A 12,278-nucleotide genomic window follows, 5' to 3' on the forward strand; every position below is an offset into this window, starting at 1 on the left:
ATTTACATTGTCTCAATATTGTTATAATAATGTCCCCGTCAAATTCTATATTGTCACAATGACAATTTAAGGGAAACCGGATGAAGAAATTCGAGGAAATTGTCGCCCTGTTTATCGAGAAGATAGAGGATGGGACGTTCCAGCCGGGTGATCGGTTGCCGACCCATCGGGACCTTGCTTATGACTATGGCTGCTCCATCGGCACGGCCAGTCGCGCTTACGCTGAGTTGGAAAGGCGAGGGGTTTGCTATGGCCGGATCGGGCAGGGAACCTTTGTCTACGGGACACCTCGTGATGAGGCAGGAATCGGTAAAGGCGCAATATTTCCCAAGGAAAGTTGGAGCGAGGGGCAGCGCGGCCTGACGGACCTTTCAAAGAATAGCTATTTTCATCACGAGACGGAAAATCGGTTGCGCGATGCCGCGCAGCGACTGTTTCGGCGGAACGAACCGGGGGCGTATTTTTCATACTCCGACAGCCGCGGGCGACCGCGCGACAGAGAAGTCGCCGCAACCTGGCTTTCGACAATGCTTCAATCTGTTGATCTGGATAATATTATTATCACACAGGGGGCTCAATCCGGCCTTTATCTGGCGATGGCAACCTTGGCAAGTGCCGGGGAGACAGTTGCGACGGAAGCGCTTGGCTATCCCGGCATCCGCGCCGCAGCTTATGAGCTTGACTTGCGGCTGGCGCCTGTTGCAATGGATGAAGAGGGACTAGTACCGGAGGCCTTCGCGGATATTTGCCGGCGGGGCAATGTGAAAATACTAGTGACCGTGCCGACCAACCATAATCCAACGGGTGCAACACAGTCTCTGGTCCGGCGGAAACAGATTATCGATATCGCACGCCGCTATAGCGTTACCATCGTTGAGGACGGCGTCTATGCCCCGCTGCAGAACTGGGGGTTCCAACTTATCGCGATCTTGCTCCGGATATCTCGTTGTTTCTCACCACCTGTTCCAAGGTCATGAGCCCGGCGCTTCGTCTTGGGTATATGGTGGCGCCGGATAATCTGGTGCCGCGGTTGGCGACCAAAATGACGACGATGACCTGGATGACGTCGCCCCTAATTCTGGATATGGCGAACTTTCTTTTTCAATCTGGTCAGGTTGCTGAACAGGGGCGTCAGCTTGTTGAAGTCTGTTTTAGGCGCGAGAGGCTGGCGCATGACATATTGGGGCGCTGGCTCGACAGGCCACTCTCTCCATCTCATTCACCGCTTTCGCATATTTGGATCAGGCTACCTGACGAGCAATCGATGAACGATTTTGTTTCGTCCGCCCGTCGAGAGAACATCGTTGTCGTTGCGGGTGATACCTTCGCTATGAACAAGTCCGTTGATGTTGACCATGTCCGGATATGCCTGATGGCGGAACCGCGTGAGGATAAGCTGGTGAAAGCGCTGGAGCGTCTGGCGACTTTGCTCGCCCATGAAAATTCCCCTGTCATGATGGTGTGAAGCAGGAGTGGCGCTTACGGCGTTTCTTTTCCTTTTGGGCGGCTGGGCCGGGAGAGAATGAAACCGGCTCCGATCCCCATCAGTATGAGCATGGCGGTCAGGCCATACCAAGGCGTGCTTGAAAACAGAATAACCAGTGCTGCGCTTATTGCCATGGTCGATAGTGCAATAATCTTGGCGCGAAGCGGTATCACCCCGTATTTCGACCAGTCCTGCAACGGTGGACCGAATATCCGGTGATGGTAGAGCCAATCGTGAAACCGTTCGGAACTTTGCGAAAAGGCCCAGAGGGAAATCAGCAGGAAAGGGGTTGTCGGAAGAACGGGCAAAAATATCCCGATCGCTCCGACAATGACAAAAAGCCAGCCGATCAGCAGCAGAACAATTTTCTTGGTGTGCGCCGTCATTCGTCTAGCTGTCTTTCCTGAAGGAGTTTATCTTAGGGTGGTCATACACATTTATTCAGAGAATATAGCCAAAAAAATGAAAGTCCGATTAAAATAAACATTGCTCTCCTGTGTGAATTCCCGGAATAGCTAGGAAGTGGGGCGGTTTATTGAATATCTCTCTATCCGGGTCTGAATGGCATGCGGGTTTCGCTTGATATTAGGTGTCCATGCCGACAGGATGCGAAATAATTCCAGATTTTTTCGTTGATCTTCCGGGCAATCTGGGCTTTCATAAAAAATAAAAGAAGGCATTTGCTAAACTTACGGCGTTTCTGTGATCCGCAGTAAAAGCAAAGAACAGGATTGCGGCACTGGCGTTAGAAATAGATCTAATTTGTCTTGGGAGGATAAATTGAAAAATAAATCCGTCATTGTTTTGATCGTTTTCGTGGTGGCTATTTTGGCCGCTATTTGGATAGGTTACGATTGGTTTCAAAAGCGTGAAAGGGAGATTGCGCTGTCTAAGGAACCTATCAAAATTGCCTTTATTGATCCGTTATCCGGTCCCTTCGCGGCGACGGGAACGAGCGGCTATAAACAGGCGCAGTTCGCGGCTGATATGCTTGTAAACCAGAAGGGCGGCGTTGTTGGCGGACAGATGTTTGAAGTTGTCGGTTTTGACAACAAGATCAGCCCGAAGGAAAGCCTGGTTCAGCTGAAAAGAGCCATAGGCGAGGGCATTCACTATATCATGCAGGGTAACAGCTCGGGCGTGGCAAACGCCCTAACCGATGCCGTGAAAAAGCATAACGACCGGAATCCGGAAGATCTTGTATTGTTCATGAACTACTCGGCTGTTGATCCGGCATTGACCAACGAGAAATGTAATTTCTGGCATTTCCGTTTCGATGCCAATGCAAATATCAAGATGAACGCGTTGACGGACGTGATTGCGGAAGATGAATCGATCAAGAAGGTCTATATCATTGGTCAGGATTATTCCTTTGGTAAGGCTGTTGCCGCCGGTGCTGTGAAATATCTTGGCGAAAAACGACCGGATATTGAGATTGTCGGCAATGAACTCCACCCAATTGGCAAGGTGAAGGATTTCACGCCTTATGCCACCAAAATCAGGGCATCAGAGGCGGATGCTATCATCACAGGTAACTGGGGTGCGGATATGGTCGGACTTGCCAAGGCGATTGGCGATGCCGGAATCGATGCGCCGGTCTATACTTACTATGCGGCGAATGATGGTATTACGAAAACCATCGGGGCCTCAGGCAAGAACAAGATCCGGCTGGTTCATGAAGGTCGCGTAAACCCTCCACCGACAGAAGAATACAAGACCTATCACATGGCCTTTAAAGAGAAATATCCGGAAGCTGATATTTCCCAGTTCCGTATCGCCAACGCGCTGGTCATGCTGGCCAACGCGATGAACGAGACCGACAGCACGGACCCGGCGAAAGTTGCCATGGCTCTGGAAGGCATGGAATATACGACTATTCAGGGTGACAAGGTGGTTATGCGGGCTGAAGATCATCAGTTGATGCAGCCAATCAGCATTTCTGTTCATACAGACGAAAATATCGTTCTGGATGCGGATAATTCGGGGTATGGCTTGGTGACCGAAAAGACCATTTCGGCAGCCGATGCGGATATCCCGCCGAGTGGTTGTTCCATGGAACGCCCTGCCAGCTAGGCAACATTCTGAACGAAATACTGGCCGGGCATTTGTCCGGCCAGTTAGTTTCGAGCCGGATTGTATCTGGCCAACAACCAAAATTCACTGTGTAAAAAAGAGATTCAGCCGATGCTCGAATTGATCTTCTTTTCCCTGTTGAACGGCATTGTGACGGGACTGCTGCTGTTCATGCTGGCGAGCGGACTTACGCTTATTTTCTCGATGATGGGTGTCCTTAACTTCGCTCATGCCAGCTTCTATATGCTTGGCGCCTATTTTGCCTATACCATCAGTATCTATCTTGGATTCTGGATCGGCTTGATCGTGGCGCCCATTCTGGTTGGCCTGCTGGGGGCGGTGGTGGAGCGATATGGTCTTCGCTACGTTCATCGCTGGGGCCATGTGGCAGAGCTTATCTTCACCTTCGGCCATGGCCTTCCTGATTGAAGAAGTGGTGCAGTTCATCTGGGGCAAGGATACCAAGGCCTATCACGAGCCGGAAATTCTGCAATTCCCACTCTTTACTTTTTTGGACAGAATTTTCCCGCCTACAAGGCGTTCATGCTGCTGATTTCAATCGGTATCTTCATCATGTTGCTTCTGATCCTGACCCGTTCGCGTGTCGGATTGATTATTCAGGCGGCTATTCACAAGCCGAATATGACGGCCATGCTTGGCCATAATGTGCCGTTGGTCTTTATGGGCGTGTTCGGTGTTGGCTGTGCGTTGGCCGGGCTGGCCGGGGTCATTGCCGGGCCGGCACTCGGAACTTTTCCCGGAATGGCATTTGTTCTCGGAAGTATTGTCTTTGTGATCGTCGTTGTCGGCGGCTTAGGGTCCCTGACGGGTGCCTTTGTCGCGTCCCTTCTTATCGGGTTATTGCAGACTTTCGCCATCGCCCTTGACTATTCCGTGAATGACCTGCTTCAGCTTTTTAATATCTCGTTTGATGCGGATAGTGCGTTCCGCGATCTCTGGACGCTATCGCTTCCGCAGATTGCGCCGATACTGCCGTATCTGTTGTTGATCCTGATCCTTATTTTCCGCCCGACGGGCCTGTTCGGGAATCGCGAAACATGAGTGAAATTACAAAAACTGCTTCGCCGGTGGCAAGCCGGCCTCTATTGAAAACCCTGACCCCTTGGATCGGTTTCCTGATCTTGCTGTTGGCATTGCCGAATATTTTCTCGTCAAACGTCGGACTCTATACGATGAACCTGATGGGGATTTTTATCATTTTTGCCCTGTCCTATAATATGCTGCTCGGGCAGGGGGGATGCTGTCCTTTGGCCATGCCGTTTATTTCGGCCTTGGCGGGTTCATGTCGGTTCATTTCATGAATTATATCGAGGATGGAGATTTTACCTTCCCGATGTACTTGATCCCGATATTCGGGGGCCTGATCGGGCTGGTCTTCGGTATTATAATTGGGAGCTTCTCGACCCGACGGGCCGGGACAGTCTTTGCGATGATCTCCCTCGGTGTCGGGGAATTGATGGCCGCCAGTTCTCTTATCTTCGTTGCGTTCTTCGGCGGCGAGGAGGGTGTAAGCGGGGACCGCACCACTGGCCCTGAGCTGATGGGGATTAATTTTGGGCAGGATATCCATATCTATTACCTGATCGCTGGCTGGGTCTTTGTAACCGTCGCCCTGATGTATCTTTTTTCACGTACACCGGCTGGACGGATGGCCAACGCGGTCCGCGACAATGCGGAGCGGGCGGAGTTTGTTGGCTACAGCCAGCGTAAAGTACGCTTCGTCTCCTTCTGTGCCTCGGGCTTTTTTGCGGGGATTGCTGGCGGGTTGTTCGCTCTGAATTTTGAGATTGTGACGGAAGAGAACCTGAATGCGCTGACTTCGGGCACGGTGTTGCTGATGGCCTATATTGGCGGGGTCGGATTTTTCATTGGTCCGATTGTCGGCGCGGTTGTCTTTACTCTCCTGCAAAGCATCCTCAGCAACTACACGGATATCTGGCAGCTTTATGTTGGTATCCTTTTTGTCCTGACGGTCATGTATGTGCCGCAAGGGCTGACGGGCATTATTGTGATGCATACGGCGGCGTGGCGCATGAGACGGATCGGCTTGCTTGTGCTGCCGTATCTGCGCGCGGGAATTCCGGCGCTGGCCATGCTGACGGGGATCGCCACCTTTCTGGAGACCATTCATCATATGCGCAGCTCTGTTGAAGGCGAAACGGCAATGAGTTTGATGGGGGTCGATTTTGACAGCCATGGCATTGTGACCTGGATCGTCATTCTGGCGTTGGTCGTTGTTGGGGGTTATTTGACGCGGAGTCAATTGCCGCAGCTCAGGGATGCATGGGAAATGGCGAATAAACCTCCTGCTAAGGCAGAAGGAGCAGGATCATGACCGCCGCGATTGAGCTTACGGATCTGCGCAAGAGTTTCGGTCCGACAGAAATTATCCGTGGCGTCAACCTGACGATAGAAAAGGGGGAACGGCATGCGATAATTGGCCCCAATGGCGCCGGAAAATCTACATTGTTTCACCTTATCAGTGGTCGATATAACGTCAGTGGCGGTTCGGTTAAGCTGCATGGTGAGAATATCAGTAATTTGCCGCCCTATGAGATTTACCGCAAAGGGCTTTCCAGAAGCTTTCAGGTCACTAATATTTTCCCGAATATGAGCGTATTCGAGAATGTCCGTTGCGGTCTAATGTGGGTTAAGGATTATAAATATTCATTTTGGCATCTGGTTGATCGGCAACGGGAGTTGAACGAGAGAACAGCGGAAGTGATCGAGGAGATCGGGCTCACGTCCCGGCAGCATATTCCGGCTGGCGTTCTGACTTATGCCGAGCAGCGGGCGCTGGAGATCGGAATCTCGGCGGCTGGGGGCGCAGATGCCATTATGCTTGACGAACCGACAGCAGGCATGAGCCATAGCGAGACCGATCAGGCAATAGAGCTGATCCGCAAGATCACAGATGGAAAAACACTGGTTATGGTGGAGCATGACATGGGTGTTGTCTTCGATCTCGCGGACCGGATTTCTGTTCTGGTCTATGGTGAAATCATTGCTACCGACACACCGGAAAATATCAGGAATTCCAAGGCGGTGCAGGAAGCCTATCTCGGAGCGGAGGCAGAAGAGTGATGCTTGAAGTAAATGATTTACATGCCTTCTACGGAAAAAGCCATATTCTGCAAGGCGTTAACTTTCATGTTGGCGAGGGGGAAATCGTTTCGCTTCTCGGCCGCAATGGTGTGGGCCGCTCAACGACGATCAAGGCAATCATGGGTGAAGTGCCGCCACATGGGTCCATCAAGTTTCGTGGGAAGGAAATTTCCGGCCTAAGGGAGCATGAAATTGCCCATCTCGGCCTTGGTTATGTTCCGGAAAATCGAGATGTCTTTCCCGGCATGACGGTGCGTCAGAATCTGATCATGGGCATCAAAAACATGAAAAAGAAGGGCCGCTGGGCAATGGAGGATATGTTCGACATGTTCCCTAACTTACGGGAGCGGGCCGATGTTGACGCTGGCGTCCTTTCTGGCGGAGAGCAACAGATGCTGACCATGTGCCGGACTTTGATGGGGGACCCGGACCTAGTGATGATCGACGAGCCGACAGAAGGTCTGGCCCCCAAGATTGTGACACAGGTAGGGGATCTGTTAAGCGAAATTGCCAAGCGCGGCGTTTCCATACTTCTTGTCGAGCAAAAGCTTGCCATTGCTCTTCGTATATCACATCGCTTGTATGTCATGGGCCATGGGCATATGGTGTATGAAGGAACCCCGGATGAGTTGAAGGCCAACGAGCAGATCCGCAAAGAGTGGCTGGAGGTTTAGGCGGCTCCATTTGACCAAATGATCCCGGGGCGCGGGGGAATAAGAAAAATGAGTGAAGCGGCTAAAATCAGCCTTGATGACAAATATGAGCTTGAAAGCGGGCAGGTGTTTATTACCGGCACGCAGGCACTTGTGCGCATACCGATTATGCAGCGACAGCGCGATGCGGCGGCGGGCCTGAAAACTGGCGGATTTATTTCCGGCTATCGCGGTTCCCCTCTCGGCCTCTATGATCAGAGTCTTTGGAAAGCGAAGCCTTTTCTTCAGAATAATGATATTCACTTTCAGCCAGGTGTGAACGAGGATCTTGCGGCAACAAGCATCTGGGGCTCGCAGCAGCTTCCCATGTTCGGCAAGACGGATTTCGATGGTGTCTTCGGCATCTGGTACGGAAAAGGGCCAGGCGTTGACCGCTCCGGGGATGCGTTCAAGCATGGCAATATGGCGGGCACATCAGAAAATGGCGGTGTTCTCGTCCTGATGGGCGATGATCATATGTCGAAGTCCTCGACTGTTGCGCATCAGAGTGAACAGGCGCTGATGGCATCGATGATCCCGGTACTCAATCCCGCGACAGTACAAGAATATCTCGATTACGGCCTCTATGGCATTGCGATGTCCCGCTATAGTGGCGCTTGGGTAGGCATGAAATGCCTGACCGACACGGTCGAAAGTTCGGCAACTGCCTATGTCGGACCGGATCGCGTGGATATTGTCATTCCTGACGATATTGATCCGCCTGCGGATGGCGTGCATATTCGCTGGCCCGATACTCCGCTCGCTCAGGAAACGCGCCTGTTGCGGCATAAGATCCCGATGGTCAAGGCGTTTGTCCGGGCCAACCGGCTTGATAAAATAACCACTGATTCAAACGAGCGACGGTTCGGTATTGTGACCACCGGAAAATCCTGGTTGGATGTGGAGCAGGCGCTCGGCGATCTCGGTATCCATGAGAAGGAGATCGAGGAAATTGGCTTGTCCGTTTATAAGGTCGCCTGCCCCTGGCCGCTGGAGCCTGAAGGACTGATTGAATTTGCCGTTGGACTGGATGAAATTCTGGTCATCGAGGAAAAGCGTAGCCTGATCGAGGATCAGATCGCAAGGGTCCTCTACGGGATGGAAGTGCATCCGATGCTGATCGGGAAGGAAGATGAGGAAGGCGAGATGTTGCTCCCTTCCGACGGGGAACTTACCCCGGCACTGGTTGCCCGGGCGATTGCGTCTCGCCTCAAGCTTCGTGATTTGCCCGATAGCTTGATGGAGGGGATCAGCGTTGCCGAAGCTCGAGAAAGCGGTAATGCGATGCCTGCCGCACCGGTCACGCGTTCACCCTGGTTCTGTTCGGGCTGTCCGCATAATTCCTCCACCAATGTGCCGGAAGGAAGCCGCGCGATGGCGGGGATTGGTTGTCACACCATGACAATTCACATGCCAAACCGGAGAACCGAAACCTTTACCCATATGGGAGCGGAGGGAGCCAACTGGATTGGCCAGTCTCCCTTCACGAATGAAAAACATATCTTCCAGAATTTGGGCGATGGTACCTATTATCATTCTGGCTTACTTGCTATTCGGGCGGCCTGTGCTGCGGATGTGAATATCACCTATAAAATCCTGTTCAACGATGCAGTGGCATTGACCGGCGGTCAGCCTTTTGACGGGCCGCTCTCGCCTTGGCTAATCAGTCAGCAAGTACATGCGGAAGGGGTCAAGCAGGTTGTCGTCGTAACAGATGAGCCGGACAAATACGCCAGCGATACGAAATGGGCACCGGGCGTCAAGATTTTCCACCGCGACGACCTTGACAAGGTACAGCGCGACCTTCGTGAAGTTGAGGGCGTGACGGCGCTGATCTATGACCAGACTTGCGCCGCCGAAAAACGCCGCCGTCGCAAGCGCGGCACTTTCCCTGATCCTGCGAAGCGCGCTTTTATCAATGAGCTGGTCTGCGAGGGCTGCGGTGATTGCGGTGTGGTTTCCAACTGCGTATCAGTAAAACCGCTGGAAACAGAGTTTGGCCGCAAACGTGTGATCGATCAGTCGAACTGTAACAAGGACTTCTCCTGCGTGAAGGGATTCTGCCCGAGCTTTGTGACCGTCGAAGGCGGTGGTCTCAAAAAGCCGGAGAAGAAGGAAGTATCAACCACCGAGATAGATATGATGAACCCGGCGGCGGGCTTGCCGGAACCAGCGACTCCTCCGATCAATGGAACCTACAATATTCTGGTGACCGGCATTGGCGGCACCGGCGTGATCACTGTCGGCGCATTGCTTGGCATGGCGGCGCATGTGGAAGGGAAGGGTGCTTCTATCCTTGACCAGACGGGCCTCGCGCAGAAGAACGGTGCGGTGATGAGCCATGTGCGTATTGCAAAATCAGCTTCCGAACTTGCGGGAACTCGCATTCCCAGCCGTCAGACAGACGTTGTTGTCGGTTGTGATTTGGTGGTTGCCGCAAGTCAGGACGCGTTGCAAACCTATCACCTTGGCCGAACCAAGGCGATCATCAATGATTATGTTGTGCCGGTCGCAGCCTTTACGCTCACCCCGGACCTTGCAATGGATCGGGAGACTCTGACCGACCTGTTAAGCCAGAGCCTCGGTCGGGAGCAGACGGAGTTTATCGACAGCACGACACTTGCGACGGCCTTGATGGGCGATTCCATTGCGGCGAACCTGTTCCTTTTGGGGTACGCGTTTCAGCAGGGAACAATACCGCTTTCGCTCAAATCCATTGAAACAGCGATAGAGCTTAATGGCATCGCGGTTGACGCCAACAAGCGAAGCTTCGCTTGGGGCCGTAAGGCCGCCGCCAGCCGGAAAGAGGTCGAAAAAATCGCTTTGCCGGAATCCTCGGCAGACGTCATCGAGATTGAAACCCTGGATAACATGATTGAAAAGCGCAGCGACTTCCTGAAAGGGTATCAAAATAGTCGCTACGCCAAACGCTATCTGAAGCTGATCGAGGCGGTCGGCAAGGCGGAGGCGGCGGTTCAGCCGGGCTCAACGGTACTGACCGAGGCTGTTGCGCGGTACTATTTCAAACTGATGGCCTATAAGGACGAGTATGAAGTCGCTCGGCTTTATACGGATGGCAGCTTTGCCAAAAAGCTGAACAATCAGTTTGAGGGGGACTTCAAGCTTAAATTCCATCTCGCCCCGCCGATCTTTGCCAAGAAGAACCCGGAAAATGGTCATCTCATCAAGCAGGAGTTCGGCCCCTGGATGATGAAGGCTTTTGGCCTGCTAGCCAAGTTTAAGGGTTTGCGCGGGACGCCGCTCGATCCGTTTGGCAAGACCGAGGAACGTAAAACGGAGCGCGCGCTGATCACGGAATATGCCGACACGATGACCGATATCGCCGCGAAGCTCACCAAGAACAATCTTGCGCTTGCCGTCGAGATAGCCTCGGTGCCAGAGCATATTCGTGGCTTTGGTCATGTGAAGGAGCAGCATCTGAAAACCGCGAAGGCCGAGCGGGAAAACCTGCTTGATCGCTTCGAAAAAGGGGATGTGGAAACCCTCGCCGCGGAATAGAAGAGATGGCCGTCGATCCACATCTCGTGGAACAGCTTCGGGATGTGCTGGGCGATCATCCCGGCCTTTCCGAGAAAAAAATGTTCGGCGGTCTCTGTTTTATGCTCAATGGGAATATGCTCTGTGCAACGCGTGTGGGACGCTTTATGTTCCGCGTCGGTAAGGAGCGTGAAGCTGAAGCGCTGGACATGCCCGGCGCGGAACCGATGCAGCATGGCGCGCGCAGGATGCCGGGTTTCATCTGGGTGGACGCGGGCGAGGCGATCGAGACCGGGCTGGATCGCTGGACCTCGCTTGCGCTTCGCTATGTCGGCGGAATGCCGCCGAAATAGCCCTCCATGATTGACCAGCGCGTCCGCAAGAGGTAGGAAGAAACCTCCAGTACAACAACAGGGTAGGCGTTAAATGGCCGAAATTGCCGGGCTTGTATTTCCCCTTTTCGGGCTGATCCTGCTCGGATATCTCACGGCGCGGATCACAAAGCAGCCAGCCGAGGCCATGGGCTGGCTCAATACCTTTATCATCTATGTCGCGCTGCCCTGCCTGTTCTTCAAGCTGCTCTCGAAAACGCCGATCGAAAAGCTCACAAGCTGGGAATTCATCACCACCAACGTCTCCACCACCTTTGTGATCTTCCTGATGGTTTATGCCATCGCCCGGTTGGTAGTGAAAGCGACCACGCCGGAAGCAACCATTCAGGGCCTCGCCGGTGCCTATGGCAATATCGGCTATATGGGGCCGGGGATTGCGCTGCTGACCTTCGGGGAGGAGGCCGCCGTCCCCCTCGCGTTGATCTTCTGTTTCGAGAATGTCCTGCATTTTATCGTCGCCCCGACGATGATGGCGCTTTCCGGTGGCAAGGAACGGCATGTCGCGGCGCTGCTCGGGCAGATCGCGAAGAAAGTCTTCCTGCATCCCTTTATCATTGCGACCATTGTCGGTGTTGCGGCGGCGATCATCGAGTTCACGCCGCCGACGCCGATTGAGCGATTGATTGACTATCTCGCCCAGGCCGCCGCGCCCTGTGCCCTCTTCGCGATGGGGGTCACGCTGGCCCTCCGGCCGCTCAAGCGTGTACCGGTGGAACTCACCTTTATCATCCCCTTTAACCTCGTGGTGCATCCGGTATTGATGTATCTAAGTTTGAGCTGGTTCGGGGATTTTGACCCCATCTGGGTCTATACCGCTGTCCTGCTGGCGGCGCTGCCGACGGCGACGAATGTCTTCGTCATCGCCCAGCAATATGGCGTCTGGGTCGAGCGTGCCTCGGCCACCATCCTGCTCACCACCATGCTCTCTGTCCTGACCGTCACGCTGTTACTGTATGCGATGACCACTGGCCTGATGCCCGCGGATTTATTTGTGGAGTAATATGCTTGACG

11 protein-coding genes and 1 pseudogene are annotated in these 12,278 nt (G+C 53.3%); 11 read left to right on the plus strand and 1 reads right to left on the minus strand.

Annotation, left to right across the window (positions count from 1 at the left end; translation table 11 throughout):
* Positions 1-80 precede the first annotated feature (80 nt).
* On the plus strand, positions 81-977 hold the full coding sequence (locus AC0L73_RS16085) for an aminotransferase-like domain-containing protein (RefSeq protein ID WP_473654238.1): 897 nt from the start codon (positions 81-83) through the stop codon (positions 975-977).
* A complete protein-coding gene (locus AC0L73_RS16090; protein ID WP_473654239.1) occupies positions 947-1,465 on the plus strand; it encodes a hypothetical protein in 519 nt (172 codons plus the stop codon). Before AC0L73_RS16085 ends, AC0L73_RS16090 begins: the two co-directional genes overlap by 31 nt.
* A gap of 14 nt (positions 1,466-1,479) precedes the next feature.
* On the opposite strand, the gene AC0L73_RS16095 is transcribed toward AC0L73_RS16090, so the two are convergent.
* The gene (locus tag AC0L73_RS16095) at positions 1,480-1,872 is read right to left on the minus strand and encodes a YbaN family protein (protein ID WP_473654240.1); all 393 of its coding nucleotides are present in this window, start codon (positions 1,870-1,872) and stop codon (positions 1,480-1,482) included.
* A gap of 394 nt (positions 1,873-2,266) precedes the next feature.
* Between AC0L73_RS16095 and AC0L73_RS16100 the strand changes: the two genes are divergently transcribed.
* The 9 genes and pseudogenes from AC0L73_RS16100 (at position 2,267) to AC0L73_RS16140 (ending at position 12,267) form a co-directional block, all read left to right on the plus strand.
* Complete coding sequence (locus AC0L73_RS16100; protein WP_473654241.1) at positions 2,267-3,559, plus strand: branched-chain amino acid ABC transporter substrate-binding protein; 1,293 nt, start codon at positions 2,267-2,269, stop codon at positions 3,557-3,559.
* A 171-nt stretch (positions 3,560-3,730) separates the two neighbouring features.
* Positions 3,731-4,426: pseudogene (locus AC0L73_RS16105) on the plus strand (branched-chain amino acid ABC transporter permease); the annotation flags it as partial.
* 191 nt (positions 4,427-4,617) lie between these two features.
* On the plus strand, positions 4,618-4,881 hold the full coding sequence (locus AC0L73_RS16110) for a hypothetical protein (protein ID WP_473654242.1): 264 nt from the start codon (positions 4,618-4,620) through the stop codon (positions 4,879-4,881).
* Positions 4,818-5,915: a branched-chain amino acid ABC transporter permease gene (locus AC0L73_RS16115; protein ID WP_473654243.1), complete on the plus strand. Its 1,098-nt coding sequence runs from the start codon at positions 4,818-4,820 to the stop codon at positions 5,913-5,915. The genes AC0L73_RS16110 and AC0L73_RS16115 overlap by 64 nt, the downstream gene beginning before the upstream one ends.
* Positions 5,912-6,664 (plus strand): ABC transporter ATP-binding protein, encoded by a 753-nt coding sequence (locus tag AC0L73_RS16120; RefSeq protein ID WP_227951363.1) that lies wholly within the window; start codon positions 5,912-5,914, stop codon positions 6,662-6,664. Before AC0L73_RS16115 ends, AC0L73_RS16120 begins: the two co-directional genes overlap by 4 nt.
* Positions 6,664-7,359, plus strand: coding sequence for an ABC transporter ATP-binding protein (locus tag AC0L73_RS16125; protein ID WP_227951365.1), 696 nt, complete (start codon positions 6,664-6,666; stop codon positions 7,357-7,359). The genes AC0L73_RS16120 and AC0L73_RS16125 overlap by 1 nt, the downstream gene beginning before the upstream one ends.
* A gap of 48 nt (positions 7,360-7,407) precedes the next feature.
* Positions 7,408-10,896, plus strand: a complete 3,489-nt coding sequence (locus AC0L73_RS16130; protein ID WP_473654244.1) for an indolepyruvate ferredoxin oxidoreductase family protein — start codon at positions 7,408-7,410, stop codon at positions 10,894-10,896.
* A 5-nt stretch (positions 10,897-10,901) separates the two neighbouring features.
* Positions 10,902-11,228 (plus strand): TfoX/Sxy family protein, encoded by a 327-nt coding sequence (locus tag AC0L73_RS16135; RefSeq protein WP_473654245.1) that lies wholly within the window; start codon positions 10,902-10,904, stop codon positions 11,226-11,228.
* A gap of 73 nt (positions 11,229-11,301) precedes the next feature.
* Entirely contained in the window at positions 11,302-12,267 is a 966-nt protein-coding gene (locus AC0L73_RS16140) for an AEC family transporter (RefSeq protein WP_473654246.1), read from the plus strand.
* The last annotated feature ends 11 nt before the right edge of the window (positions 12,268-12,278 follow it).

This window comes from Sneathiella sp. D3-11, from assembly GCF_055809395.1.

What these genes read in the sequence shown, in the direction of transcription:
- AC0L73_RS16085 (WP_473654238.1), top strand. Translation starts at nt 81, where the DNA reads ATGAAGAAATTCGAGGAAATTGTCGCCCTGTTTATCGAGAAGATAGAG.
- AC0L73_RS16095 (WP_473654240.1), bottom strand. Translation starts at nt 1,872, where the DNA reads ATGACGGCGCACACCAAGAAAATTGTTCTGCTGCTGATCGGCTGGCTT.
- AC0L73_RS16110 (WP_473654242.1), top strand. Translation starts at nt 4,618, where the DNA reads ATGAGTGAAATTACAAAAACTGCTTCGCCGGTGGCAAGCCGGCCTCTA.
- AC0L73_RS16115 (WP_473654243.1), top strand. Translation starts at nt 4,818, where the DNA reads ATGCTGTCCTTTGGCCATGCCGTTTATTTCGGCCTTGGCGGGTTCATG.
- AC0L73_RS16120 (WP_227951363.1), top strand. Translation starts at nt 5,912, where the DNA reads ATGACCGCCGCGATTGAGCTTACGGATCTGCGCAAGAGTTTCGGTCCG.
- AC0L73_RS16125 (WP_227951365.1), top strand. Translation starts at nt 6,664, where the DNA reads ATGCTTGAAGTAAATGATTTACATGCCTTCTACGGAAAAAGCCATATT.
- AC0L73_RS16130 (WP_473654244.1), top strand. Translation starts at nt 7,408, where the DNA reads ATGAGTGAAGCGGCTAAAATCAGCCTTGATGACAAATATGAGCTTGAA.
- AC0L73_RS16135 (WP_473654245.1), top strand. Translation starts at nt 10,902, where the DNA reads ATGGCCGTCGATCCACATCTCGTGGAACAGCTTCGGGATGTGCTGGGC.
- AC0L73_RS16140 (WP_473654246.1), top strand. Translation starts at nt 11,302, where the DNA reads ATGGCCGAAATTGCCGGGCTTGTATTTCCCCTTTTCGGGCTGATCCTG.